Below are 26,860 nucleotides of genomic sequence, written 5' to 3' on the forward strand. Positions count from 1 at the left end.
GCTTTGGAAATGCAAGCGGGAGTTCTCATTGACCACTCGCACGACACTCCTGGTCGCCTTTCTGGCAATTGCGCTCGCGACCGATGGGGCCGCCCAGGCCCCCCTTCCGCTCATCCCGTATCCCAAACACATCGTCCGGAACACCGGCACCGCCGAACTGCGTCACCGGATTCGGCTCGAGGCGCCGGATGGGACGGATCTCAGTACGCTGGCCGCCTACACCGGCGACCTGCTCGAGCAGGAGCTGGGCTGGCGGCCAACGATCGTCTCCGGCATCGCACCGCCCGCCGGGCTGACCCTCCAGATCGTTGTGCCCGACTCGACGCTGGGCGCTGAGGGCTATCGGCTCTCGAGCCAATCGACCGGCGTCAGCATCGAGGCCCCGACCGAGGCCGGCCTCTTCCACGGCCTGCAGACATTCCGGCAACTGCTCCATGCCGGGGAGCCGGGTACGGTGCCGCGGGTGGAGATCACCGACGCCCCGCGCTTCCCCTACCGCGGCATGCATCTCGACGTGGTGCGGCACTTCTTTCCGGTGGAGGTCGTGGAGCAGTACATCGACCTCCTCTCCCGGTACAAGTTCAACACCTTCCACTGGCACCTGACCGACGACCAGGGGTGGCGGATCCAGATCCAGGCGTACCCGAAGCTTACCGAGGTCGGTGCCTGCCGCCGTGAAACTGTCGTGGACAAGAACTTCAATCCCTACATCGGCGACGGCGTCCCCTACTGCGGCTTCTATACCCAGGAGGAGATCCGGCAGGTCGTGGCGTACGCCGCGGCCCGGCACATCACGATCATCCCCGAAATCGAGATGCCCGGCCACGCCAAGGCCGCCCTCGCCTCCTATCCGGAACTGGCCTGCACGCCCGGGCCGTTCGAAGTCGGCACGGTGTGGGGCGTCGAGGAGGACATCTTCTGCCCGAGCGAGGCCACCTTCGCCTTCCTCGAGGGCGTCCTGACCGAGGTGATGGCGCTCTTTCCGGGTCCGTACATCCATATCGGCGGCGACGAGGCGCCCAAAGCGCGGTGGAAGTCGAGCGACCTGGCACAGTCCATTATCCAGCGGGAGCAGCTGGCCGACGAGCACGCCCTGCAGAGCTGGTTCGTGCAGCGGATCGAGCGATTCCTCAACGCCCACGGCCGACGCCTGATCGGCTGGGACGAGATCCTCGAAGGGGGGCTCGCCCCGGACGCCACTGTCATGAGCTGGCGCGGGGTGAGCGGCGGCATCGCGGCGGCGCAGCAGGGACATGACGTGATCATGACACCCACGAGCCACGCCTACTTCGACTATGCGCAGGGCGACCCGGCGCTCGAGCCCTTCTCGATCGGCGGCAACCTGCCACTCGAGAAGGTCTACTCGTTCGAACCGGTACCGGGGGTGCTGACACCCGCCGAGGCCACACACATCATCGGTGCGCAGGGCAACGTCTGGACCGAGTACATCGCCACGCCTTACCGGCTCGAGTTCATGGCCTTTCCCCGGATGCTGGCCATGGCGGAAGTGACCTGGAGCCCCGCCTCGGCGCGGGACTGGTCAGGGTTCCTCGCGCGGCTTCCCTCTGCGCTCGCCGCCCTCGACCGCATGGGTGTGAACTACCGGGTCCCCAGCGTGGTGGGGCTGGAGCAGAATCAGACGACGCCAACCAGCACCGCCGTTGTCACTCTCACGAGTCCGCTGGCGAACGGTGTGATCCGCTACACCCTGGATGGCACTACCCCCACGACGAGTTCCGCCGAGTACACCGCTCCACTCAGGCTCACGGTGGACGGCACCGGGACCGTCGTGACCGCCGTCGTTTTCCTCCCGAGCGGCGCGTCCAGCCCGCCGCGTCAGGCCCGCTTTTCCAAAGGACCATAGGAAAATCGTTCCCCCTCTCCATATCATGGAGAGGGGGTCAGGGGGTGAGGTGAGTTGAGGCGTGGCAGCGCTCCTCACCGCTAGCCGGTGCGCGCTTCGCGCTGTAGTTTCAGAAATCTTCCTCTTCCGGACGCGCCGATGACTCAACAGGACCAGTCGAAGGTGTACGATGTCTGCATCGTGGGCTCGGGTGCCGGCGGCGGCATGGCGGCCTACATGCTCACGCAGGCGGGTGCCGACGTCGTGATGCTGGAGGCCGGCGGGCCGTGGAACAACGCCACCGACTCCGCCATGCTCACCTGGCCGTTCAACACCCCGAAGCGCGGGGCGGGGACCCGGGAGCGCCCCTTCGGCGAATTCGACGCCTGCATCGGTGGATGGGACATCGAGGGGGAGCCATACACCGTGGCCCCCGGCTCGAAGTTCGGGTGGTGGCGGGCGCGCATGGTGGGCGGCCGCACCAATCACTGGGGGCGGATTTCCCTCCGCTTCGGTCCCAACGATTTCCGGCGGAAGAGCCTCGACGGCCTCGGCGACGACTGGCCCATCAGCTACGACGACCTGGCGCCCTACTATGACCGGGTGGATGACCTGATCGGGATCTTCGGTAGCGCAGAGGGCTTGCCGAACGAGCCGGATGGCCATTTCATGCCGGCACCCCGCCCCCGCTGCTATGAGCTGCTGGTCAAGCAGGCCTGCGACAACCTCAAGGTGACCTGCATCCCCGCCCGGCTCTCGATCATCACCCAGCCACTGGGTCAGCGCCCTGCCTGCCACTACTGCGGACAATGCAATCGCGGCTGCGCCACCAATTCCAACTTCTCGTCCACCAACGTCCTGATCCCCCCGGCCATGGCCACCGGGAAGTTGACCATGATCACCAACGCGATGGCGCGCGAGGTGACGGTCGGCACCAACGGACTCGCGGATGGCGTCACCTACGTGGACAAGGCCACCAACACTGACAAGCATGTCCGGGCCAAGGTGGTGGTGCTGGCGGCCAGTGCCTGTGAGAGCGCGCGCCTCCTCCTCAATTCCAAGAGCAGCTCCTTTCCTCACGGACTGGCCAACTCGAGCGGGGTGGTGGGCAAGTACCTCACGGACACCACCGGCACCGACGTGGCGGGGTTCATCCCCAAGCTGGAGAACGGCATACCGCACAACGAGGATGGCGTGGGCGGCGGCCACCTTTACAGCCCCTGGTGGCTCGACAACAAGAAGCTCGACTTCCCTCGCGGCTATCACATCGAAATCTGGGGCGGCCGCGGCCAGCCATCCTACGGCTTCATGGGTGGCATCCAGAACTACCCCGAGTTCGGCGGCTACGGAAAAGCGCTGAAGGATTCCTATCGGCGCCTCTACGGCACCACCATCGGTTTCAGCGGCCGGGGAGAAATGATCCCCAATGCCGACTCGTATTGCGAGATCGATCCCGAGACCAAGGATCAGTGGGGCATCCCCGTACTCCGCTTCCACTGGAAGTGGAGCGACTACGAGTACAAGCAGGTCAAGCACATGCAGGAGACCTTCCGCGCGCTCATCGACGAGATGGGGGGCGAGGTGTTCAGTCCGATGCCCACCAAAGAGCAGGGCTACGGCATCGCGACCGGCGGACAGATCATCCATGAGCTCGGCTGTGTCCGGATGGGGAACGACCCCGGCAGCTCCGTGGTCAACGCCAACTGCCAGGCGCACGACGTGAAGAACCTCTTCGTGGCCGACGGCGGGCCGTTCGTGTCGCAGGCAGACAAGAACCCCACCTGGACCATCCTCGCGCTGTCGATGCGCACCTCCGAGTACATCGCGGCGCAGCGCCGCCAGGGGGCCCTGTGACCGATCTTTCCCGCCGCGACATGCTGGGCCTGCTGGGCATGGCCCTCGCCGCCGGCGCCGCCGGCTGCCGCCCCGACACCATCCGCAAGGCCGCTAATCGTGCCAGCCCATACGTGCCGGTCTTTTTCACCAAGGAGGAATACGCCACCGTCGCCGTGCTGGCGGACTTGACGCTGCCGGCGGACGATCGCGGTCCCAGTGCCACCGAGGCCGGGGTACCCGAGTTCATGGACTTCGTGATGTCGGAGGAGATGGACAACCGGGAGCGGATGCGGACCGGGCTGGCGTGGCTGGACACCGAATCGCAGAAACGATTCCAATCGTCGTTTGTGAAAGCATCTGATCACGACCAGAAGCTGATTCTCGACGACATCGCCTGGCCGAAGAAGGCCGGCGAGGAGTTCAAGGAGCCCGCCGCCTTCTTCAACGAGTTCCGGAACCTGACCGCCACCGGCTACTGGTCGAGCAAGGTCGGCGTCGAGGACATCAAGTACCTCGGCAACACGTACGTGCAGGTCTGGAACGGCTGCCCTGAACCCCAGCTCAAGAAGCTGGGCGTCAGCTACACCTGATCGGAGTGGACATGGCCAAGCGTCGACTCGGCGTCGGATTCATCGGCAGCGGGTTCAACACCCGCTTTCACATGCAGGCCTGGCAGGGTGTCCGGGATGCCGATGTCCTCGGCGTCTGGAGCCCGAACAAGAAGAATGCGGCAGACGCCGCCGCGTTTGCGCGCAAGCTTGATGTCGGCCGCGCCAAGGCCTACGGCTCAATCACGGAGATGGTGGCCGACCCCGCCATCGACGCCATCTGGCTCTGCGGACCGAACCACGCGCGGATCGAGAATGTCGAGGAAATCACCGATGCGGTCACTCGCGGGAAGGGTGAGCTGCTTGGGCTCGCCTGCGAGAAACCGCTCGCGCGCACGGTGAAGGAGGCGAAGCAGGTAGCCGCCATGACGAAGAAGGCTGGCCTCGCCCACGGCTACCTGGAAAACCAGCTCTTCAGCCCGCAGGTGGAATACGGCCGCTCCCTCATCTGGGCCCGCGGGGCGGCAACTACCGGCCGGCCCTACCTGGCGCGCGCCGCCGAGGAGCACAGTGGTCCACACATGCCCTGGTTCTGGCAAGGGAAGCTGCAGGGTGGCGGGGTGCTCAACGACATGATGTGCCATTCAGTGGAGGTGGTGCGACACCTCCTGACCAAGCCCGGCGCGCCCCGCTCGTCGGTGCGGCCGGTCAGCATCACCGGTCGGATCGCCAGCCTGAAGTGGTCGCGGCCAGAATATGTGCGGCGCCTGAAGAAGACGATGGGCCCCGCCGTGGACTACGCCCGACGCCCGGCGGAGGACTTTGCCAGCGTCACCATCGAGTTCGAGACCGACAGCGGACACACCGTGCTCGGGGAAGCCACCACCTCGTGGAGTTTCGTCGGTGCCGGCCTCCGGCTCTCGGCCGAGCTGCTCGGGCCCGAGTACTCGATGAGCTGGAACACCCTCGACAGCGGGCTCAAGCTCTTCTTCAGCCGGGAGGTGAAGGGGCGCGAGGGGGAAGACTTGGTGGAAAAGCAGAACGCCGAGCAGGGGCAGATGCCGGTGGTGGCCAACGAACCGATGGCCTACGGCTATGAAGCGGAAGACCGGCACTTTGTGCGGGTGTTCCTCGGCCTGGAAAAGCCCAGGCTCACCTTCGACGACGGCGTGGAAGTGGTGCGGACGCTGATGGCGGCCTACATGAGCGCGGAGTCGGGGAAGACGGTCCGGTTCCCACCGCGCGGGCTGGACGGCTTCGTGCCGAAGGTGGCGAAGGGGACGTGGAGGGGGTAGGCGGGGCAGCGGGGCAGCGGGGCAGCGGGGCAGCGGGGCAGCGGGGCAGCGGGGCCGGAAGCTCTACGAAACGTCACCCCGGCGAAAGCCGGGGTCCATTCGTGATGGAAGCGGTTCTCAGACCCCTCCCGCCGACACCTTCCCCTTAAACCGCCAGAAGAGGTGGGCAAAGTAGCCCACCGCCAGCAGGATTCCCGGCACCCACCAGATTAGCGCGACCCGCAAACCATATCCGCCTGCCTGCGCCGATTGCGCCGTGATGGAGAACTGCGGGTCGATGTTGGAGCTGAGGATGTTCGGATAGAGACCGGCGGCCGTCGCGGCCAGAATGCATAGGACGAACGCGGCCGAGCCCAGGAAGGCGCTCCGCTCCTCTCCCCGATTGAGCCGGATGGGCACGCTGAGGTAGCCCGCGAGCGCGACCGCCACCAGAGCCATCGGCCAGACCCGGCTCCCGACCATGGCATAGAGCCCCGGCTGCACCTTCCACGTCATCGCCGTCGCCAGCACACCGAAGACAGCGACCACCCACCACATCCGGCGGGCGATCGCGAGCTCGCGCTCCGCGACCGGCCCCTCCGCCTTCCAGACGAGGTAGAGTGCGCCGTGCAGGGTCAGGATGGCGAGCGTCAGGACGCCGACCGCCACGGTGTACCAGTCGAGCACCCCGGTCGGTCCCCAGGGCGAGAAGTTCCCAAAGAGTGGAAGCTGGAAGTATCCTGACGCGTCCAGCGGCACGCCGCGGATCACGTTGCCGAGCGCCGCACCGAGGACAATCGCCATCAGCACCGACGCGAGCTGCAGCGTCGCGTCCCAGAAGGCGCGCCAGAGCGGATGTGCCTCGTGGGAGCGCAGTTCGATCGAGAGCCCGCGCAGGATCAGCAGCCAGAGCACGATCATGAGGGGCAGGTAGAAGCCGCTGAACCCCGAGGCGTAGGCGGCAGGAAAGGCCAGGAAGAGGACCCCACCCGACGCGATCAACCACACCTCGTTGCCGTCCCATACCGGCCCGATCGTGGCCAGCACCTGGCGCCGCTCCGCGTCGGTGCGGGCCACGAACCGGTGCAGCACACCGACGCCAAAATCGAAGCCGTCGAGCACCGCATACACGGCCAGCATCCCGGCCAGCAACCCGAACCAGAGCGCCGCCATGGTCACGCCTCCCCGGCAAGCGGCTGGGGACCGTGATGCAACTCGCGCGCGATGAGATAGAGGAAGAGCAGTCCGACCACCAGGTAGAGGCCCATGAACCCGAGGGTTGTGAAGACGACTTCGCCCTCATTGACCGACGGAGAGGCACCCGCCTGGGTGTGCATCAGTCCATAGACGATCCACGGCTGCCGGCCCAGCTCGGTCGTGAGCCATCCGGCGGTGGTGGCGATGTAGGGGAAGGGAAATGCCAGCATGAGTGCCCAGAGCACGGCTGGTGTATCAAAGAGTCGCTTTCTCCAGAGCAGCAGGGCGCTCACCGCCATAAGTCCGAGCATCAGGGTGCCGAGACCGACCATGATGTGATAGGCATAGTAGAGCAGCGGGATGTTGTCCGGCCAGGTTTCCCTCGGAAAATCGTTCAGCCCCTGCACAGTGCTGCCGAAGGATCCGTAGGCCAGAAAGCTCAGCACCGCGGGAACCTCGATCGGGTTGTCGAGCCGGCCAGCCTTCATGTTCGGCTGTCCAATGATGGCGAGTGGCGCCTCGGGACCGCCCTCGAAGACACCCTCCATGGCCGCCAGCCCGACCGGCTGATCGCGGGCCACCAGTTTGCCGCGCTGGTCGCCGGTCGGCATGATCTGCGTCACGGTAGCAATGAGGCCGCACAGCACGCCCACCTGCAGGAAGGTCCGGGCGTCCTCTACGTGCCGGTCGCTCAGCTGCCAGAATGCTCCGACCGCGGCGACCACAAATGAGCCGGTGATCACGGCTGCGCTCATGGTGTGCGCGTACTGCCACAATGCCCACGGGTTGAGCAGAAATGCGGCGAACGAGCTGACCTGGAGTGCGCCGGAGGCGTCGAGGACATATCCAACCGGATGCTGCATGAAGGCGTTGGTGGCCACGATGAAGTACCCCGACGCCCAGCTGCCCAGGCAGAGGAGCACCGCGGTGGCAAAATGCATCCGCGGGCCCAGCTTCTTCTCGCCATAGAGAAACAGCCCGAGCACCGTGGACTCGAGGAAGAATGCAAACACCCCTTCCATGGCCAGCGTCTGCCCGATGACGCCTCCCGAATAGGTCGAGAAGGCCGCCCAGTTGGTCCCGAACTGGAATTCAAGGGGAATGCCGGTGACCACACCGACCGCGAAGTTGATGCCGAAGATGCGCGCCCAGAATCTGGCCGCCCGACCCCAGCGCGCGTCGTTGGTGCGGAGGTGCTGCCACTTGAAAATGACGATGAGGAGCGCCAGCCCCATGGTCAGCTGGGGAAAGAGGTAGTGATACGTGACGGTGAATGCGAACTGCAGCCGATCCCAGGGCATGGTGTGGCCTTAGTCAGGTACTTTTTGCGCCCTTCGCGCCTCTTGGCGTCTTTGCGGTAAAGGATTCTCACCGCAAAGGCGCAAAGAAACCACGAAGCACGCGAAGGTGGCTGGGGTCTAGAGGGTCCAGCCACTCCGGTATTGAGGGGTGATCCATTCATCCGGCAACTTCATGTTGGTCACGTTGCCCGTGGCCGGGTCAATCTGCAGCGTCTGCCCCGCCCGGATGGCCAGGCATCCCAGCAGCACCATTTCCGTCAGCCCACCCGCGTAGCCGTCGAAGCTCGAAAGCGGCGCCGGCCCCCCTTTGCACGCCTCGATGAATTCATCGTACACGCCCTTTGAGCGCGGGTACACCTTCAGCGGTGGATTGGCACGCACCTCGGCGTCGCGCTTCGGGTCGAGCAGGATCGGGTCTTCACCGTACATCCCGGCAATCAGGGCGCCGTCATCGCCGATCCAGAGCTGTCCACCGATGTCGGCCGGTGGCCACTCCATCGTGATCGGCAATCCGACCGGCTGCGGTGGGCGGAGGTCGCCGTCGCGCCAGACCACCTTCACCGCCGGGCGCTTCCCCTTGGCCGGGAACTGGTACTCCACCCGGCTCGACTTCGGCGCCGTCTCAAGGTAGCGCTGGGTGGATTCGGGAATGATCCGTTCCGGGTACCCGAGATCGAGAATCCAGTAGGCGGCGTCCATGCCGTGACAGGCCATGTCACCCAGGGCGCCGGTGCCGAAATCCCACCAGCCGCGCCAGCGGAAAGGCGCGTAGGCCGGGTTATATGGCCTCTCCGGCGCCGGGCCCAGCCACAAATTCCAGTCCATGGTCAGGGGCGGGGCATGCAGGTCGGTGGGCCGGTCCATCCCCTGCGGCCAGATCGGACGGTTGGTCCAGTACTGGACTTCGCGCACGGTCCCGATGACGCCGGCCTCGATCCACTCCCGCAGGATCCGGATCCCCTCACCGGTGTGTCCCTGGTTTCCCATCTGGGTGGCCACCTTGGTCTTGGCCGCCTGCGCCTTGAGGGTGCGCACTTCCGTGAGCGTCCGCGCCAGCGGTTTCTGGCAGTAGACGTTCTTCCCGGCACGGAGCGCCATCATCGCGGCGGCGGCGTGGCCGTGGTCGGGGATGGTGATCGTCACCGCATCGATGTGCTTGGCTTCCTGGTCGAACAGCTCCCGGTAGTCGCGGTACTTCTTGGCGTTCGGATACTTCCGGAAGGTGTCCTCCGACTGCTTCAGGTCCACGTCACACAGGGCGTAGATGTTCTGGCTCGACACCCCCTTCACGTCGTTCTCCCCCATGCCGCCCACGCCGATGCACGCCATGTTGAGCAGATCGCTCGGGGCCGTATAGCCGGGACCGCCGAGTACGTGCCGCGGCACGATGGTGAAGGCGGTGCTCGCCGCCGCCACGCTGCCAACGAAGTCCCGCCGGGTGGGATGGGTCTTGGTCATGTCGGTGTCCGTCAGGCCGGGGTGGAGGCCCGCGCCGACGCGGGCCGGAAGAGAAGCGCAAAGACAAGGAGGATGACGACCGCTCCGATGGCGGGCACCTGCCAGATGCCGCGCCAGTCGTGCCCGCCGCCGGCGAGCACAAAATGCTGCACGACGCGTCCGGACGCCCAGGCGCCGATCAGGTATCCGACACCCTGGGTCAGGAAGGCGAGGAAGCCCTGCGCCGCCGCCCGGATATTCGGACCCGCCTGCTCATCGGTGTAGATCTGGCCGGTCACGAAGAAGAAGTCGTAGCAGATGCCATGGAGGAGGATGCCGGCATACAGCATCCAGATGGCGGGGCCGGCGTTGCCGTATGCAAAGAAGAAATACCGCACCGCCCAGGCGAGCATGCCAACCAGGAGGATCCGCCGCACCCCCCACCGCTTCAGGAACCACGGCAGCAGCAGCATGAAGCCGATCTCGGACATCTGGCCGAGCGTCATCTTGCTCGCTGGCTCCGCCATTCCCGCCTCATTGAGGAAGAGATTCGTGAAGGCGTAGTAGAACTGGAGCGGGATGCAGAGGAGGAACGAACCCAGCACGAAGGTCGCGAAGGAGCGGTCCTTGAGGAGCGCCAGGGCGTCGAGCCCAAGCACGTCGCGGACGCTGAGCGGCTTGCCCGCAGCGTGGGGCGGCGTGTGGGGAAGCAGGAGGCAGAAGAGGCCCAGGACCACGGAGGCACCGGCTGCCAGTTGCATCGGCGCGGCCGTTGCCTCGAGTCCCATCCGCCCGACCATCAAGCCAGCCACGATCCAGCCAATGGTGCCGAGTACCCGGATGGCCGGAAATTCCCTGCCTGGATCGCGAACATGGTCAAAGGCAATCGAGTTGGTGAGTGCCAGCGTCGGCATGTAGCAGAGGCCGTAGCCGATCAGGACCAGATAGAAGGACCCGAAGGTGGTGAGCGTCGAGGCCCACCAGAGCATGGCGGCGCCTGCCAGGTGAAGCAGGGCGAGTATGCGCTCGGTGGCAAAGAACCGGTCTGCCACCATGCCGACAAAGAACGGGGAGACGATGGCGGCGATGGCCAGCGCACCGTAGGCGAGCCCGATCTGCTCGCCGTCAAACTGCAGGGTCTGGCCGAGGTAGGTGCCCATGGTGACGAACCAGGCGCCCCAGATGAAGAACTGCAGGAACATCATGATCGACAGCTTCGTCTTGACCGCCCCGCTGCCCCCCTGCCCGGCTGCCCCGCCGGTCATGGAGTGACCTTAATCTTGATATTCCTGAATGCCACTCGACCGCCGTGGCTTTGCAGGGCGATATGCCCCGTCGCCGCCTTCCCGAAGGCGGGCCACTTCGAGAACTTGCTCTTGGCCACTCGCTCGTTGAAATCGGCGCTGCCGAGGACGTACTGCGCCGCCAACGTTCCGTTGAGCCAGTGTTGGACATTGTTGTCCTTGATCACGATCCGCGTCGTGTTCCACTGCCCCGCTGGCTTGACCAGCCCCTCCGGCGCGGGATAAAGCGCATACACCGCTCCGGCTGCCGTGATGCGCGTCAGTCCAGGTGGCTGACCGGCGTCGTCGAGGAGCTGATACTCAGGACCGGTCCAGTAGGTCTCATCCTCAGCCTCCGTCACCCGGTAGAGGATGCCGCTGTTCCCCTTCGGGGCAATCATCCACTCGAGCTGCAGCTCAAAGCCGGCGTACGTCTGGTCGGTGAGGAGATCCACGCCATCCCCGACGCAAGTCAGCGCGCCGTCGATCACCTGCCAGTTGGCGGGCACCGAGTCCATCCGGAACCCCCGCCACCCGGCAGTCGTACTGCCATCGAAAAGGAGCTGCCATCCACCCGCCCGCTCGGCCTGGGTCAGCGTATTCCGGGGGGCCTGCTGGGCTGTCAGGGTCACGGGTGCGCTCACGGTGAGGGTGAGGAGGGTGGCGACCAGGACGGCGCGGCCGGATGGCGGCAGGGGCATGCAAGGCTCGGCGGTGGAAGGGACGGGAATTCGGACCCCGTTACGTTCGCACCCGAACGGCGCCTTGGCAAGCGCCGGGGGCTGGTGCTTCGGCCTCTCCCGGTGCATAATCTCCCCTCCACAATCCCTTACGGAGTCCGCATGCGCCGCCATCTCGCGTCCCTGTTCCTGCTGCCCCTGCTCGCCGCCTGCCAGCCGGCGGCGCCCAAGGTCGACACCGCCGCCGAAGAACAGGCCATTCGCGCCCAGGTGACCGCCTTGAATGCCGCCCTCGCGGCGTACGACACCCAGGCGCTCAGCGCCGTGTATGCCCAGGATGCGTCCCTCTTGCCGCCGAACCAGGAGCGGTTGGACGGCCCGGCGGCCATTCAGCAGTTCTTTGCCGGAATGCAGCAGTTGAACGTCAAGATGGTCATCGAGCCAGTGGTAGTCGTGGTCGCCGCCTCCGGCGATATCGCCATGGAGGAAGGCACCTGGTCTGTCACCATGCCCATGCCGAACGGCTCGACCTTCAGCGACAACGGCAAGTACCTGGCCGCCTGGAAGAAGATCGATGGCACCTGGCTCATGGAGCGCGACATCTGGAACAGCGACAACGCGCCGCCGTCATCGAGCGCCCAGTAGCCCATTTGAACTCCAGCGGGTGTTCGGGGGTAGGAGGCGCATGCCAACCACTCCCGAGCACCTCCTGACCTGCCGGCTCTCGATTCCGCTCCCCCGCCCCCAGGTCTTCCAGTTCTTCGCCGATGCCGCCAATCTCGGGCGGATCACCCCGCCCGAACTCGGCTTCGAAATCCTCACCCCCCAGCCGATCACCATGCGCGCGGGCGCGCTGATCGACTACCGGATCCGCCTTCACGGCCTCCCGATGCGGTGGCGCACCGAGATCAGCCGGTGGGATCCCCCGTTCTCCTTCGAGGACATCCAGTTGCGGGGCCCTTACGCCCAATGGATCCATCGGCATACCTTCACGGAGACGCCAGACGGCACCCTCATTGAGGACGAGGTCCGGTACCGCCTCCCGTTCGGCCCATTGGGCCGGCTGGTCCACCCGATCGTCCGGCGCCAGCTCGACCGTATATTCCGGCATCGCACCGATGTCGTCCGCCAGCTCCTGCTTGAGGTTGCATGACACCCTGGGTTGCCCGACTGATCTTCCTGAATGTGCTGATGTACGGCCTGACGCTGATCGTTCCAGGGCTGGGCGACGCGTTGATGTTTGTCCCGGCCCTGATTCTCAGCCGGCCGTGGACCATCGTCACCTACATGTTCCTGCACGGCAGCCTCGGGCACATCTTCTTCAACATGATCGCGCTCTTCTTCTTCGGGCCGCGGATCGAGGCCCGGCTGGGAAGCCGCCGCTTCCTCGGGTTGTACTTTGCCAGTGGCGTCATGGGTGGTTTGCTGTCGTTCACCAGCCCGATGATCGGCGTCATCGGCGCCTCGGGAGCCGTGTACGGCGTGATGTTCGCCTTCGCGTACTACTGGCCGCGCGAGGTGGTGCACATCTGGGGCGTGCTGCCCATCGAGATCCGCTGGCTGGTGGCGGGGCTGACGGTCTTCTCGCTCATCTCCGGGTTCGGCGGGGGGGGAGACGGCATCGCCCACTTTGCGCACCTCGGCGGTATGGCCGGCGCATGGATCTATCTCAAGGTGATGGAGCGGACCAGCGGGGCACGGCGGTTCCAGGCGCGGGCCACCATCGTGCCGCCAACGCCCACCTCCACATCGGCCATCGCCCGCTGGTCCCACATCACACGTGAGGGATTGCACCCCGTCAATCTCGAGGAACTCGACCGGGTCATGGCCAAGTTGCAGCGGGAAGGGGTGGCACGGCTCACGGACGGCGAGAAGGAATTCCTGGAGCGGTTCAGCAAGAGGTAGGTTGGGCAGCGGGGCAGCGGGGCAGCGGGGCAGCGGGGCAGCGGGGCAGGAATGTGACAAAGTCGTCACCCCGGCGAAAGCCGGGGTCCAGTCCAAGCGATATTCTGAACGGATCACTGTATGTGGGATGAACGATACGCCTCACCCGACTATGTCTACGGCACCGAACCTAACGATTTTCTCGCCTCGGTGGCGCCGCGTATTCCGAAGGGCCGGGTCCTCTCGATCGCCGACGGCGAGGGCCGCAATGGCGTCTTCCTCGCCACCCTCGGCCATGACGTCACCTCCGTCGACGCCTCGGCCGTGGGACTCGCCAAGGCACAGCGTCTCGCCGCCGCGCGCGGGGTACACCTCACCACGCAGGTCGTCGACCTGGCCGACTATGTGATCGAACCGGGCGCGTGGTCGGGGATCGTCTCCATCTTCGTCCACCTGCCACCCCCGCTCCGCCGTCGCGTGCACACCCAGGTGGTGCGCGGCCTGGCGCCGGGCGGGGTGTTCATCCTCGAGGCCTATTCACCCGATCAGCTCCGGCACGGAACCGGCGGCCCAACCAACCCCGAACTCATGCCGACGCTGGATGCCCTGCGCGCCGAGCTCGATGGACTCGAGTTGACGCACGCCGCCGCCCTCGAGCGGGAGGTGCAGGAAGGCCAGTTCCACCGCGGCCGGAGCGCCGTGGTGCAGGTGGTGGCGCGCAAGCCGGGATAGACCCTCTCGGCCGCTTTACTGGCACTTCGCCGTACCTGAGCATACCTTCCTCCAATGATCGTACGCAGGCTGGTCTCTGGAGTGATGACCCTGATGGCGGTACAGTTCGCCGCCTTTGGGGGTCAGCCGTTGTGCGCCGGCGACCATCACAGTGCGTCGGCCGCGAGCGCGGGTGGCATGAGCGGCATGTCCCACGATGGCCCGATGGACCATGGGCCGACGGATCCCTGCGTGCCGACGGCGCCAGACTCCCATTCCAGGCATTCATCGTCGACCTGCCTCGCCATGGCAGGATGCGCCCAGACAGGGCTCGCGTCAGTGGGCACCTTCGACATGGCCGCCCCTCCGATGACCATCCATTCCGTGGGGCGTGAACCCGCGGTCCTCCATTCTGTTGTCTCTCCCCCGGAAACACCCCCTCCCATCGCCTGATCCGCATGTGTTGGTGACTTCGCCGGGTGCACGATGCGTGCACGTGGTGCCACACAAACCAGGATCAGGAAATGAACAGGCGATCGCCCTCCCCGGCGTATCGCGCCGCATGGCTCCATCAAGCCGTGCGACGCATGCTCCCGGTCATACTCCTCAGCACGTTGCTGACGCTCCAAGTGGCTGGCCAGAGCGCCCCGGACCAGCTGACCATCGACGCGCTCTACCGCGCGGTGGACAGTCTCAACCCGAGAATCGCGGCGGCGCGAGCCTCGGCTGACGCCGCCCTCGCCCGCGTCCCGGGCAATCGCCGCCTCCCCGATCCGCGGCTGCAACTGGCCACCATGAACCGTCAGCTCCCCGGGTTCGAATTCATGCCAATCCTGGGCATGAACCAGGTTCAACTGACCCAGATGTTTCCGATTCCGGGCACCGGCAAGCTGGGTCTGGCGGGGGACGTCGCGCAGGCACGCGCGGACGCCGAACGCGCCTGGGTGGGCGAATCGATCTGGGAGCAGCGCACCCGGGCCGCCGCCGCCTTCTACGACCTCTACCAGGCCGAGGGAACGCTCACGATCATGCAGGAGACCCTTCAGCTTCTCGAGGCGGTGTCGTCCACCGTGAATGGCATGTATTCGGTGGGGGAGGCAAGGCAGGCGGATGTCCTTCGGGCACAGCTCGAGATCGGGAGAATGACCGGCCAGGTGGCGGAGATGGACGCCATGGGCCGGACCATGGCGACTCGACTGAACACGGTCCTGGACCGTCCGCCGAACACACCGACGGGCATGCCTATGCTGCCACGGTTTCCCGACAGCATCCCCGCGACCGATTGGTTGATTGATGAAGCGATGGATTCAAGGGGCATGCTGCAAGCCGGGGCCGAGCGGGTCCGGGCTGCCACGGCCGCGGAGCGACTCGCGCAGCGTGAGATCTGGCCAGACCTCGAACTCGGCGTGATCTACGGACGGCAGCCGATGACGGACGGCGGCACTGGCCAGATGATGAGCTTCATGCTCGGAGCGTCGGTGCCGATCTGGGCGGGGAGCCGCCAGCTGAAGATGCGGGACGAGACGGCAGCGATGCGACAGATGGCCACCGACGACCTCAGGGCCATGCAGGCCGACACGCGGGGGCGTGTCGCCGAGTTGATCGCCGAAATCGACCGGACCCGTGCCCTCCGCGCCATTTATGCACAGACTCTCCTGCCGCAGGCCGAGGCGACCCTCAACTCCGCCCGCGCCGCTTACCAGGTGGGGAGCGTGGACTTCATGACCTTTCTCGACGCATTCACGACGGTTTACGGCTATCGCATCCAGGTCATCCGCCTCGACGCCGCGCAGGGACAGGCGCTGGCCGAACTCGAGATGGTGACCGCGCGGCCGATCGTCGCGACCATCGATATGCCCGACCCCACCGCGCCAGGAGGCGCCCAATGACCACCTCTCCGTTTTCGGGCCCTCCGACCACGACACGCCGGCGGCGACTCCTGGCCGGACTGGCCGTGGTGGTGCTTCTGGCTACCGCAGGGTTCGTGTACTCGGTCACCCACACCGCGCCCCCCCCCCCAACGGATACTGCAGCAGCCCATGACCATGGCGCCGCGATGCTCACGGACAGCGCCGAGTCCATCATGCTTTCCGCCGAAGAGGCTGGTCGCATCGGCATCACCACCGAGGAGGCGATTCTGGGCCCGATGGAGCGCGAGGTGCGCACGGTAGCCCAGGTCTCGTATGACGAGACGCGTGTCGCAACCGTAGCCCTCAAGGTCGACGGCTGGGTGGAGCGCCTGTACGTGAACATTACGGGACAACCGGTGCGGAAGGGACAACCACTGCTTGATCTCTACTCACCGATGCTGGTGAGCGCCCAGGAGGAGCTGCTCATCGCGCATCGGCTCGCGGCGGAGGTCGCCTCCGGCACCCCCTCCGCACAGGCTGGAGCGGAGGACCTGCTGCGCTCGGCTCGCCGGCGCCTGGCCTACTGGGATGTCGCGCCAGACGTCATCGCCACCATTGAGCGGAGTGGGCAGGTGCGAAAGGCGGTGCCTTTCACGGCCCCCGTGTCCGGCATCGTGGTGGACAAGCCGGTCCTGGTCGGGCAGCAGATCATGGCCGGACAGCCGCTCTACACGATTGCCGACCTGAGCGTCATCTGGCTGGAAGGCGAGGTGTTCGAGCCTGACCTTCTCGCTGCACGCCCGGGGCTTGAAGTCACGGCGGAATTTCCCGCACTGCCTGGGACCCAGCGCAAGGGCCGCATCACGTACGTGTACCCGACACTCGACCCTGAAACCCGCACCGGGCGCATCCGGGTGGAATTGCCAAACGCCGATCTTGCCCTCAAGCCCGGGATGTACGCCACCATCCGGTTCCGAGGACAGGCCCGACAGACGCTGACGGTGCCGCGGTCGGCTGTCCTTGCCACCGGGGAGCGGAACTTCGTGTTCGTCGCCGACCCGGACGGCATGTTCACGCCGAGAAACGTGACGCTTGGGGCCACGACCGACGACCGCATCGAGATCCTCGGCGGCCTCGCTGCGGGCGAACGGGTCGTCGCGTCCGGGACCTTCCTGCTCGATGCCGAGTCGAACCTCGGCGCCGCCATGGGCGGAATGGGCGACATGCCCGGCATGGACATGAAGGCACCGAGTAGGCGCAGCGCCCCACACGACAGCGCGACACCAGCGCCCCCGACCATGCCCGGCATGACCATGCCGGCGCCAGTGACAGGAGGGGCCAATGCTCACACGGATCATTGATTGGTCGCTGCACAACCGCCTGCTCGTGCTGCTCTTCACGGCCGCCGTGATCATCGGCGGCGTCCTCGCCGTTCGGTCGACGCCGCTCGAGGCGATTCCCGACCTGAGCGATGTGCAGGTGATCGTCCAGGCGGAGTTCAACGAGCAGGCGCCACGGATTGTGGAAGACCAGGTGACCTATCCCATCGCGGCGGAAATGCTCAAGGTCCCGGGCGCCCGCGTGGTACGCGGCTACTCGTTCTTCGGCGTCTCCTTCGTGTACGTGATCTTCGAGGACGGCACCGATCTCTACTGGGCCCGCTCCCGGGTCCTCGAGTACCTGAATGGAATTCAGGGCAAGCTCCCGGCCAACGTCACGCCGATTCTCGGACCCGACGCCACCGGCCTCGGCTGGGTGTTCCAGTACAGCATCGAGGATACCACTGGGCAGAAAACACTGGCCGAGCTGCGAAGCATCCAGGACTGGCAGCTGCGGTACGCCCTGACGGCCGTACCCGGTGTGTCCGAAGTCGCCTCCATCGGTGGATTCGAGAAACAATACCAGGTGGACCTCGACCCGGCGCGTCTCCTTGCCTACCGGGTGCCGATCACGGCGGTGATGACCGCCATCCAGAACGCCAACTCCGACGTCGGCGCCATGGTGGTCGAGCTGACCGAGCGCGAGTACATGGTGCGCGGCCTCGGATACCTCAAGAGCCTGAGCGACATCGAAAATGTGGTCGTCGGTGCCACCCGCAGCGGGACGCCAATCCGGGTGGCCGAGCTGGGGCGTGTCAGCATAGGGCCGGCGGGCCGGCGGGGGATCGCCGAACTCGATGGACGCGGGGACGCCGTCGGCGGAATCGTGATCATGCGCTCTGGCGAGAATGCGCTGACCACCATCAAGCGGGTCAAGGCGAAGCTGGCCGATGTGCAGCCGGGGCTCCCGCCGGGGGTGATTGTGCGGCCGGTCTATGACCGCAGTGAACTCATCGAGCGGGCCATCACGACCCTCCGGGAAAAGCTGCTGGAAGAGAGCCTGATCGTGGCGCTGGTCTGCATCATCTTCCTGTTGCACGCCCGCTCGGCCCTCGTCGCGATTCTCACCCTGCCGGTCGGCATTCTCATGGCCTTCATCGCCATGCGGTGGGTCGGGGTCGGGGCGGATATCATGTCGCTGGGCGGGATTGCCATCGCCATCGGCGCGATGATCGACGCCGCCATCGTGATGATCGAGAACATGCACAAGCACCTCGAACGCGCGGTGGACGTCAAGCTGAAGCATGCCGGCGAATCGGTGACGGAGGCGTCCTACACCACCGTCCTCCTTTCCACCTCGGAGCGCTGGCGCATCGTCGGAGCGTCCGCCAGGGAGGTCGGGCCAGCCCTCTTCTTTTCGCTCCTGATCATCACGGTCTCGTTCATTCCGGTCTTCACCCTCGGCGGCCAGGAGGGGCGACTGTTTCACCCGCTCGCATTCACCAAGACCTTTTCCATGGCCGCGGCGAGCATCCTGGCCGTGTCGTTGGTGCCGGTGACGATGGGGCTCTTCATCCGCGGGCGGCTCTACCGGGAAACGGCCAATCCGATCAACCGGATCCTGATCCGGTGGTACCGGCCGATGATCGCGTATGTGCTGCGGCATCGCTGGTCCGTCGTCACGGTGGCCGTCATGGCTGTGACGCTGAGCTGGATTCCGTGGCGGCGGCTAGGGAGCGAGTTCATGCCACCCCTGCACGAGGGCACGATTCTCTACATGCCGACCACACTGCCGGGGATCAGCATCGCACGGGCACGGGAGTTGTTGCGGATTCAGGATCAGATCCTGATGAGCTTTCCCGAGGTTGAGCATGCATGGGGCAAGGCGGGGCGGGCGAACACCGCCACCGACCCGGCAGGGCTCGACATGATCGAAACAACCATCACCCTCAAGCCGGAATCCGAGTGGCGCCCGGGGATGACGAGCGACAAACTCATCGCGGCCATGGATTCCGCGCTGCGGCTGCCAGGCACTACCAACGCCTGGACCATGCCGATCAAGGGACGGATTGACATGCTGGCCACCGGCATCCGAACGCCGGTCGGCGTCAAGATCTTCGGCCCCGACCTCGGCGAGCTTGAGCGGCTTGGCCGCGAAGTGGAAGAAGCCGTTCGCACAATCCCAGGGACGCGCAGCGCGTTCGCCGAGCGCTCGGTCTCGGGGTACTACCTCGACATCGACATTGATCGGGCAGAAGCCGCGCGCCATGGGCTGAACGTCGGGGACGTGCAGACGGTCATCGCCACGGCTGTTGGAGGAATGACCGTCACCCAGACAGTCGAAGGCCGGGAGCGTTACGGCGTCCGCATCAGGTACCCGCATGAGCTCCGGGACAGCCCGGAGCGGCTGGCGTCAGTCCTGATCCCTGTGAGTCACGGGTTGGGTGGCCCCGCGGGGACCCCGATGGCCGGCGGCATGCCCGGTTCCAGCGGCAACGCCACCGCAGTGGGCGGCGAGACGTTCGTCCCACTCGGCCAGATCGCGACCATCCGTCAGGAGGCCGGGCCGATGGTGGTCCGAACGGAGGGTGCCCAACCGACGGCCTGGGTGTACATCGATGTCGGGGACCGCGACATCGGCAGCTATGTCGCGGAGGCCCGCACGGCGGTGGAGCGGGCGGTGGTCCTGCCGACGGGGTACACCATCGTGTGGAGCGGTCAGTATGAGTACATGCAGCGCGCGGCCGCCAAGCTGAAGGTCGTGGTGCCCGCGACACTGGCCATCATCTTCCTGCTCCTGTACTTCAACTTTGGACGGCTGGGCGAGACCGCCATCGTCATGCTCTCGCTCCCGTTTGCGCTGGTCGGCGGCCTCTGGTTCATCTGGCTCCTCGGCTACAATTGGTCGGTGGCGGTGGCCATTGGGTTCGTCGCGCTCGCGGGGGTCGCGGCAGAGACCGGGGTGATCATGCTCATCTACCTCGACCATGCCTGGCAGGCGAAACGATCCGAGGGACGTGTGCCTTCGCTCCAGGACCTGTACGATGCCGTTATGGAGGGAGCGGTGGAGCGGGTCCGGCCCAAGTTGATGACGGTGACCGCCATCATGGCTGGCCTGTTGCCGATCCTGTGGGGGACGGGTGCCGGCGCCAGCGTGATGAAGCGGATCGCGGCGCCGATGGTGGGGGGAATGGTTAGCAGCACGCTGCTGACTTTGCTTGTCATCCCTGCCATCTACTCGCTGTGGAAGGAACGGGAGGTGGCATGAAGCACCACCCCCGGCACCGAAGCCGCCGTCCCGCGGCGTCTGCGAGCCTGGTCATCCATCCATCGCTCCTTCGAGCGCATTCACCAATAGTTCCTTCGATGGATTGTCGGCGCCTGTCTCACCCCCCTGATTGCAGGGATGGGCTCTCGCGTCGACCGCCCGGGGGAGCTCGGACTCGTTGTCGGTATGATCGAGCCGCGGCGGCTTGAAACGAATCGACCCGTTGGACAGGAGCATCCGACCATGCGAAAGACTTACAGAGCCCTGGCGATTATCACGCTCGCGTTGGCGGCATGCACCACGACGCCGGACGCGAGCCGGGCATCATTGGCCGGCGTTGGTGGCATGATGGGTGGAGCCCAGATGCCAACGCAGGAGCCTCAAATGGTGACCCTGATGAGTGCACAACTCGACTCACTGGCGATCATGACACCGACACAAATGACCGCCATGATGACGGCGCATGACGCCCAGGTTTCCCAGATGATGGACATGATGGACTCCGCAATGCAGGGCATGAACATGCGGCGTGACGCCGGCTGGATGGCGCTCAATGATTCCGTGCAGCAGGACCTGACGACGATGCCGGCCCTGTCCGGCGACGCGCTGCAGGCTCGCATGCAGGCGCATATCGGGCGGATGCGTCGGATGATGACCATGTATCAGGGGATGCCCCACAATTGACCGCGCTCGATTGAGTACCTGGCGGTCCCGGCATCGCCGGGGCCGCCGGGCTCAGCCAACTGACACCATCCTGATCATATCGTGTGAGGTGGCATGACCAGCCACGACAAATCCGAGCATCACCAGCATGCGGACATGACGGGCCACCAACCCGCCACTCACGACCACGCCTCCATGATGGCCGACCCGAACATGGCCAAGGAAATGGAGCGGGACATGCGGCGCCGCTTCTGGGTGGCGCTGGCCTTCACCATCCCCGTCACTCTGATCGCCGGGCACATCCCCGGTGTACCGATGCTTCTCCATCCGCCCCTGGCCGGCTGGGTCGAGTTGGGGCTCTCCGTTCCTGTGGTCTGGTGGGCGGGCTGGGTCTTTATCAGCGGCAGCTACCACGCGCTGAAGAACAGACAACTTGACATGTCGGTGCTGATTGCCACCGGCGTGCTCGCCGCCTGGCTCTCAAGCCTCTACCTGACGATCATCGCCGAGCCGACGTCGTACTACGAAGCGGCGTGCATGCTCGTGACGTTTGTGCTGTTCGGGCACTGGATGGAGATGAAGTCCCGGCGCGGCACCTCGGACGCGCTGCGCGCGCTCTTCGACCTGGTGCCGCCCACCGCCCGCGTGCTTCGAGACGGCAAGGAGGTGGAGGTCCCCACGAGTGACGTGGTCGTCGGGGACCTGTTGCGGCTCCGCCCCGGCGACAAGATACCGGTGGATGGCGAGCTCACCGAGGGCGCCACCGACGTGGACGAGGCGCTTGTCACGGGGGAGAGCCGGCCGGTCAAGCGCGGCCCCGGAGACGCGCTGGTTGGCGGCGCCATCAACGTGAGTAGCGCGGTGACGATGCGCGCCACCCGAGTCGGCAAGGATACCGTGCTGGCACAGATTGCCGACCTCGTCTCCAAGGCACAGAACTCCAAGGCGCCCCGCCAGCGGCTGGCCGACACGGCGGCCGCGATCCTGGTCGTGGTGGCCGTCGGCGCTGGCGTGCTGACCTTCGCGGGCTGGAGTCTGCTCGCCGACGTCCCCTTCCTCACTGCTCTCACCTTTTCCATCTCCGCCGTCGTTATCGCGTGCCCCGACGCCCTCGGCCTCGCCACCCCGACCGCCGTCGCGGTCGGCACCGGGCTCGGCGCGAAACACAATATCCTGATCAAGGACGCCACCACCCTTGAGAGCCTCAGCCGGATCAATACCCTCGTGCTGGACAAGACCGGGACTATCACCGAGGGGAAGCCGAGCGTGACGGATGTCCTCCCCGCCATGGGGCGAACCGCCGACGAGGTGCTGACCCGGGCGGCAGCGCTCGCGGGGAAGTCCACCCATCCGCTGTCGCGCGCCATCGCCGCAGCTGCGGAGGAGCAGTCGCTATCCGGACCCGAAGGCGTGTCCGAGGTGGCGGATCGGCCCGGCGAGGGAATGGAAGGGGTCGTGGCCGGCCAGCGTACTCTGCTCGGCAATGCAGCGCTGCTCGATAGCGCGGGCGTGGACCCCGGGCGACTCGCATCGGGCGCATCTGCCCTGGCCGCGCAGGGACGCTCCCTCGTCTGGGTGGCGGCCGGCGGCGCGGTACTCGGCGTTATCGGTATCACCGACGCGATCCGGCCGACGGCGGCCGAGGCGATCGCGGAGCTCAAAACCATGGACATCGTGCCGGTGCTCATGAGCGGCGACCTCACCGAGACCGCCGAGCGTGTGGCCCGCGCGGTGGGGATCGAGCGGGTGCTCGCAGAGGTGCGGCCCGAGCAGAAGGCGGAGCAGGTCAAGGCGCTGCAGCGCGAGGGGCAGTTTGTTGCGATGGTGGGTGATGGTGTCAACGACGCCCCCGCCCTGGCGCAGGCCGACATCGGAATCGCCATCGGCAAGGGGACTGACGTGGCCATTGAGGCGGCACAAGTGGTCTTGATGCGCTCGGACCCGGCTGACATTGCGCGGGCCATCCGGCTGAGCAAGGCCACGGTCCGGAAGATGAAGCAGAACCTGGCCTGGGCCAGCGTCTACAACCTCCTGGCCATCCCGGTGGCGGCGGGTGTGTTCTACAACTCGCTGGGCTGGTCGCTCCGACCAGAGGTGTCGGCGCTGCTGATGTCGGCGTCAAGCATCATCGTGGCGCTGAACGCGGTGTCATTGCGGGGGGCAAAGATATAGCGGCGGAGGAGGAATGTCGGTTCGTGGGGATAGGGGTGCAAGGCGCAGCACCCCTGCCCTCACGCCGTGTCAGGATGTGGTGAACGTAAACATCATCCCATAACTGCCGTTCGAACCGTGCCAACCCGTGCCCATCCCGTTGGTCGGCTGTCCTGCATGCATCCCACCCATCATGCCTGACTGCAGCCACATCCCACCCATCTGATTGACCATGGCGTCCATGTCGATTGGTCTGTCATCGGCATCCATCATCCCAGCGCCGACGTGAATCGTGTACATCGTGCCACTGGCAAACGGGGCCGCGTGGGTGCAGGTGAGCGTGGTCCGATCTCCCGACCAGGTGCAACTCATTGGCACAACAGGGCCCGCCGTCGTGCCCTCGTGAACATCCATGTACGATTCCATGCCCGCGGCCAGGGGCGCGGAGAAGGTGAGCACGATCGGCGCCGCCGGGTCGACACTGGTCGCGTTACCAACGGGAGAAACGACCGTCAATGCCGTGGCGGTTGGATCGGCAGGGGCACTGCTATCATTGCACGCCATCGTGAATAGAGCGGAAGTGCATACGAGAATTGCCGTAACCTGCGTTCGCCTGAACATGACACACACCTCAACATCCGGGGAAGTTGTTCGAGACGGGAACCATGGTATCCCGATTCTCAACAAGGCATCGCTATTGGTCCCTGAACCGTCGGTGAGGTTGTCGTGAAGAGACCCTCATAGCCCTGTGGGGCAGCGGTGCACCCGCGCGCCGGTACCGAAGTCGGGGCGTCTCGTCATCCTGGTTCACGGCAGGCGGCTCACTCCGCCTCAGCGTATCGGCTCCTCGCGTCCATTCGCTCGACCTTCCATCCCGTGCCACCGCCATACACCGTCGCCGAGAGCCAGGATTCCTCCTCGGTAAGGCCATCCTCCGCCACGGAGGTATACCACGCCTTCGGGAGCCCTCCCTCCCCGCCACTCCACCGATACCGTCGCTGCTTCAGGACGTCTTTCTTGTCATAGGCTGAATTCAGTGCCCACACCCTGAATGACGGCGTCCGCGCCGACTCCAGCAAGGTTTGCAACGGGAGTGTGCCATCGTCGAACGGCTCCTGCAGCAGCCGGAGCACTGCGTGGCAATCGGCGTCGGCGCGATGTCCGTCGAAGAACAGTTGGCAGCGCTTCATCAGCAGGAACTCAAGCGCCCCCGAGCTGACGCCCAGTGCCTTCCACGGTACCTCGCGTTGCGAGCAGGCCCATGCCTTTCCTTTGAACGAGGCAAGCCGACGGTCCACAAACGGCCGGTCGAATCCGGCGTTGTGGGCAATGACCAGCCCGACCTCGGCAAGCATGGCGGCCACTGCCTGCTCGTCGATGGACTTGCCGGCCACCATCTCGTCGGTGATACCAGTCAGCCGCGTGACCTCCGCCGGAATGGGCCGACCCGGATCCTCGAGACAGCTCACGGCCTCGCCGACCGTCAGAATGCGTCCGCTCTCCTTCTCAAACTCGAAAGGCACCCCGCAAAACTCGATGATCTTGTCGCGCGCGGTGTCGAGCCCCGTCGTTTCCACGTCGACAACGACCCCCATGGCGGTGGCGCTGCCATCACCTTCGTGGTACCGGGACGGGGGCACGAAACGGCGCAGCACCCGGTAATCCGGGGAGGCGTCCAGCTGGGCGGCAAGCGACTCGAGCTTGTCGGTCATCGGCGCGGGCCCGCGCGCCAGGACGACAGGTTACTCAACCATGAGTAGGGGTTGATGGTCACGCCCTCAATCCGGCGGGCGACGCCGGCCACCTGCATCGGTGCATAGAGGAAGAGTGCGGGCGCGTCGGCGTTCAGGGTGTCCATGGCCGCCCGGTAAAGCGGACCCGCCGTGGCGGTGTCCGGCGCGGAAACCGCCTGGCTGAACAGCGCATCGAACGCCGCATCCGCATAGTGCCCATAGTTCAGCTTGTCCCAGCCACCCCGGGTCCATTGATCCGCCAGCCCCCTCGGGCTCGGCTCGTCGAGCCAGGCCCCGATGTAGCTGTCAAACGCCCCGGCCGCGAGCCGCTGGTTGAACACCGGGAAGTCCACCGCCGTGATGGTGGTCTCGACGCCGAGCAGCTTCCACGACTGCTGCAGTGCCTGGGCAAGGTCCCGCCGTGTGGGGCTGGTGCCGGGCACCAGGATGTCGAAGCTCAGCACCTGCTCACCTCGCCGCCGCAACCCGTCGGCCCCGCGCGTCCAGCCGAGGGAGTCGAGAAGATGCGCGGCGGCGGCGGTGTCGAATGGCAAGGTGCGAATGTCGGGGCTGTTGATCCAGAGCAACTGCGACATCGGTCCGGAGGGAGCCACGGTGCCTTCGCCGAAAATGCCGGCGGCCAGCAATGGCCGGTCGATGCCCAGGGCCAGCGCGCGTCGCAAGACGCGGTTGCCGAGCAGTGGGTGCGATCGCCCCTTCGCGTCCTGCAACTGGAATCCGAGAAAGCCGTACGCCGCCGACGGATACCGGATCAACCGCGCGCTGGAATCCGCCGCGACTCGGGCAACACGGGAGGGAGGACCGAGCTGCTCGACGAGGTCGGCTTCTCCGGAGAGGAGGAGGTTCACGGCGGCGTCGGGGTCTGGCACGAAGCGCCAGACCACCCGCGTCAGGGTGGTGGCGGCGCCAGGCACCGGCTCGAGGCGGAGCGACTGGGCCGGCACCCAGTCGACCACCCGGAATGGCCCGCTCCCCATCACATGTGCCAGGGCGGTGTCTCCCTCCCATGCCGCACGCGGGATGGCTTCCCAGATGTGCGCCGGCAGGATGCGCACGTGCCAGGTCGCGTCGTACCACTGCTCCGGATAGGCGCGCGCAAATCGAATCAGGACGGTTGTGGAATCCTCCGGTTCGACGGTCACCTGGCCCGCGAGTGCCGGTCCCGCTTCGGTGTCGAGTGCGGGATCGGCGTACGCGGCGAACGAGAACACCACATCGTGCGCCGTGACGGGAATGCCATCCTGCCATACTGCGCCGGGCCGCAGGTGAAAGCGGAGGGTGAGGCTGTCCACCCGCTCCCAGTGGTCAGCAAGGCCGGGATGGTAGCCCGCAGGATCAATCGGCGCGGCGTCAGGGGCCAGATTCGCGAGCCGTTCGAAGACCTGGTCGGTAATGTCACGGCCGACCGTTTCGTAGACCAGGGGAGGAAAGAGCGACGACGGTTCCCCGGCGGCGGCGATGACAATGGTGCCGCATTCGGCGCATGGCGTGGCGGGCTCGCGGGCGCAGGCGAGGCCGAACGCGAGCACTGCCGGCCACGCCCACCGGGCGTGCCGCAACGTCACGCGTCGCTCCCCTCGGCGGGGATCACCATCCAGAGGACGATGTACACCAGGATACCCGGGAAGGCGACGGAGACGATCGACGCCACCACGTAGCCAACCCGAACCAGCGTCGGGTCAAGATCGAAATACTCCGCAAGCCCGCCGAGGACGCCGGCGATCATGCGGTTCTTGGTGGACCGGTGGAGGGGACGCGTCGAGCTGGACATCGGAAGGTCCTTGTGAGGATTTGACTCAATATAAGGACGGGGGCCCACCGCCCGGGGATCGCGGACCGGGGCCGGGAATCGGCTGCCTGT

General features: G+C 66.0%; 23 protein-coding genes. 13 read left to right on the plus strand and 10 right to left on the minus strand.

The window, feature by feature from the left end; genetic code table 11:
- Window positions 1–28: 28 nt before the first annotated feature.
- The 4 genes from R2910_09770 to R2910_09785 all read left to right on the plus strand — a co-directional run bounded on the left by R2910_09770 (window position 29) and on the right by R2910_09785 (window position 5,522).
- Entirely contained in the window at window positions 29–1,864 is a 1,836-nt protein-coding gene (locus R2910_09770) for a family 20 glycosylhydrolase (GenBank protein ID MEZ4413258.1), read from the plus strand.
- 138 nt (window positions 1,865–2,002) lie between these two features.
- Complete coding sequence (locus R2910_09775; protein ID MEZ4413259.1) at window positions 2,003–3,697, plus strand: GMC family oxidoreductase; 1,695 nt, start codon at window positions 2,003–2,005, stop codon at window positions 3,695–3,697.
- The gene (locus tag R2910_09780) at window positions 3,694–4,269 is read left to right on the plus strand and encodes a gluconate 2-dehydrogenase subunit 3 family protein (protein ID MEZ4413260.1); all 576 of its coding nucleotides are present in this window, start codon (window positions 3,694–3,696) and stop codon (window positions 4,267–4,269) included. The genes R2910_09775 and R2910_09780 overlap by 4 nt, the downstream gene beginning before the upstream one ends.
- Window positions 4,270–4,280: 11 nt before the next feature.
- A complete protein-coding gene (locus R2910_09785; protein MEZ4413261.1) occupies window positions 4,281–5,522 on the plus strand; it encodes a Gfo/Idh/MocA family oxidoreductase in 1,242 nt (413 codons plus the stop codon).
- 117 nt (window positions 5,523–5,639) lie between these two features.
- On the opposite strand, the gene cydB is transcribed toward R2910_09785, so the two are convergent.
- The 5 genes from cydB to R2910_09810 form a co-directional block, all read right to left on the minus strand.
- Entirely contained in the window at window positions 5,640–6,674 is a 1,035-nt protein-coding gene (cydB, locus tag R2910_09790) for a cytochrome d ubiquinol oxidase subunit II (GenBank protein ID MEZ4413262.1), read from the minus strand.
- 2 nt (window positions 6,675–6,676) lie between these two features.
- Entirely contained in the window at window positions 6,677–7,999 is a 1,323-nt protein-coding gene (locus R2910_09795; GenBank protein MEZ4413263.1) for a cytochrome ubiquinol oxidase subunit I, read from the minus strand.
- A 117-nt stretch (window positions 8,000–8,116) separates the two neighbouring features.
- Window positions 8,117–9,457: a Gfo/Idh/MocA family oxidoreductase gene (locus R2910_09800; GenBank protein MEZ4413264.1), complete on the minus strand. Its 1,341-nt coding sequence runs from the start codon at window positions 9,455–9,457 to the stop codon at window positions 8,117–8,119.
- 11 nt (window positions 9,458–9,468) lie between these two features.
- Window positions 9,469–10,701: a nucleoside permease gene (locus R2910_09805; protein MEZ4413265.1), complete on the minus strand. Its 1,233-nt coding sequence runs from the start codon at window positions 10,699–10,701 to the stop codon at window positions 9,469–9,471.
- Window positions 10,698–11,420 carry a DUF1080 domain-containing protein gene (locus R2910_09810; protein ID MEZ4413266.1) on the minus strand — a complete coding sequence of 241 codons (723 nt, stop codon included), beginning with the start codon at window positions 11,418–11,420 and terminating at the stop codon, window positions 10,698–10,700. The genes R2910_09805 and R2910_09810 overlap by 4 nt, the downstream gene beginning before the upstream one ends.
- A 141-nt stretch (window positions 11,421–11,561) precedes the next feature.
- Between R2910_09810 and R2910_09815 the strand changes: the two genes are divergently transcribed.
- From R2910_09815 to R2910_09830, 4 genes are all read left to right on the plus strand, one after another.
- Complete coding sequence (locus R2910_09815; GenBank protein ID MEZ4413267.1) at window positions 11,562–12,044, plus strand: SgcJ/EcaC family oxidoreductase; 483 nt, start codon at window positions 11,562–11,564, stop codon at window positions 12,042–12,044.
- Between the two features lie 40 nt (window positions 12,045–12,084).
- Window positions 12,085–12,552 carry an SRPBCC family protein gene (locus tag R2910_09820; protein MEZ4413268.1) on the plus strand — a complete coding sequence of 156 codons (468 nt, stop codon included), beginning with the start codon at window positions 12,085–12,087 and terminating at the stop codon, window positions 12,550–12,552.
- Window positions 12,549–13,304 (plus strand): rhomboid family intramembrane serine protease, encoded by a 756-nt coding sequence (locus R2910_09825; GenBank protein MEZ4413269.1) that lies wholly within the window; start codon window positions 12,549–12,551, stop codon window positions 13,302–13,304. Before R2910_09820 ends, R2910_09825 begins: the two co-directional genes overlap by 4 nt.
- 120 nt (window positions 13,305–13,424) lie before the next feature.
- Window positions 13,425–14,015, plus strand: a complete 591-nt coding sequence (locus R2910_09830) for a class I SAM-dependent methyltransferase (protein ID MEZ4413270.1) — start codon at window positions 13,425–13,427, stop codon at window positions 14,013–14,015.
- 146 nt (window positions 14,016–14,161) lie between these two features.
- On the opposite strand, the gene R2910_09835 is transcribed toward R2910_09830, so the two are convergent.
- Window positions 14,162–14,350: a hypothetical protein gene (locus tag R2910_09835; protein ID MEZ4413271.1), complete on the minus strand. Its 189-nt coding sequence runs from the start codon at window positions 14,348–14,350 to the stop codon at window positions 14,162–14,164.
- Window positions 14,351–14,518: 168 nt separating this feature from the next.
- On the opposite strand from R2910_09835, the gene R2910_09840 reads away from it, so the two are divergent.
- The 5 genes from R2910_09840 (at window position 14,519) to R2910_09860 (ending at window position 23,266) form a co-directional block, all read left to right on the plus strand.
- Entirely contained in the window at window positions 14,519–15,883 is a 1,365-nt protein-coding gene (locus R2910_09840; GenBank protein ID MEZ4413272.1) for a TolC family protein, read from the plus strand.
- Window positions 15,880–17,205 carry an efflux RND transporter periplasmic adaptor subunit gene (locus tag R2910_09845; GenBank protein MEZ4413273.1) on the plus strand — a complete coding sequence of 442 codons (1,326 nt, stop codon included), beginning with the start codon at window positions 15,880–15,882 and terminating at the stop codon, window positions 17,203–17,205. The genes R2910_09840 and R2910_09845 overlap by 4 nt, the downstream gene beginning before the upstream one ends.
- Complete coding sequence (locus R2910_09850) at window positions 17,186–20,431, plus strand: CusA/CzcA family heavy metal efflux RND transporter (protein ID MEZ4413274.1); 3,246 nt, start codon at window positions 17,186–17,188, stop codon at window positions 20,429–20,431. The genes R2910_09845 and R2910_09850 overlap by 20 nt, the downstream gene beginning before the upstream one ends.
- Window positions 20,432–20,674: 243 nt before the next feature.
- The gene (locus R2910_09855; protein ID MEZ4413275.1) at window positions 20,675–21,115 is read left to right on the plus strand and encodes a hypothetical protein; all 441 of its coding nucleotides are present in this window, start codon (window positions 20,675–20,677) and stop codon (window positions 21,113–21,115) included.
- Window positions 21,116–21,208: 93 nt separating this feature from the next.
- Window positions 21,209–23,266, plus strand: a complete 2,058-nt coding sequence (locus R2910_09860) for a copper-translocating P-type ATPase (protein ID MEZ4413276.1) — start codon at window positions 21,209–21,211, stop codon at window positions 23,264–23,266.
- A 69-nt stretch (window positions 23,267–23,335) separates the two neighbouring features.
- On the opposite strand, the gene R2910_09865 is transcribed toward R2910_09860, so the two are convergent.
- The 4 genes from R2910_09865 to R2910_09880 form a co-directional block, all read right to left on the minus strand.
- Complete coding sequence (locus R2910_09865) at window positions 23,336–23,809, minus strand: Ig-like domain-containing protein (protein MEZ4413277.1); 474 nt, start codon at window positions 23,807–23,809, stop codon at window positions 23,336–23,338.
- Between the two features lie 257 nt (window positions 23,810–24,066).
- Window positions 24,067–24,957 (minus strand): 3'-5' exonuclease, encoded by an 891-nt coding sequence (locus R2910_09870; GenBank protein ID MEZ4413278.1) that lies wholly within the window; start codon window positions 24,955–24,957, stop codon window positions 24,067–24,069.
- Entirely contained in the window at window positions 24,954–26,564 is a 1,611-nt protein-coding gene (locus R2910_09875) for a peptide ABC transporter substrate-binding protein (GenBank protein ID MEZ4413279.1), read from the minus strand. Before R2910_09875 ends, R2910_09870 begins: the two co-directional genes overlap by 4 nt.
- A complete protein-coding gene (locus R2910_09880) occupies window positions 26,561–26,770 on the minus strand; it encodes a PspC domain-containing protein (protein ID MEZ4413280.1) in 210 nt (69 codons plus the stop codon). The genes R2910_09875 and R2910_09880 overlap by 4 nt, the downstream gene beginning before the upstream one ends.
- Between the last annotated feature and the right edge of the window lie 90 nt (window positions 26,771–26,860).

It is taken from the genome of Gemmatimonadales bacterium (genome assembly GCA_041390145.1).
GTDB lineage: Bacteria > Gemmatimonadota > Gemmatimonadetes > Gemmatimonadales > GWC2-71-9 > SPDF01.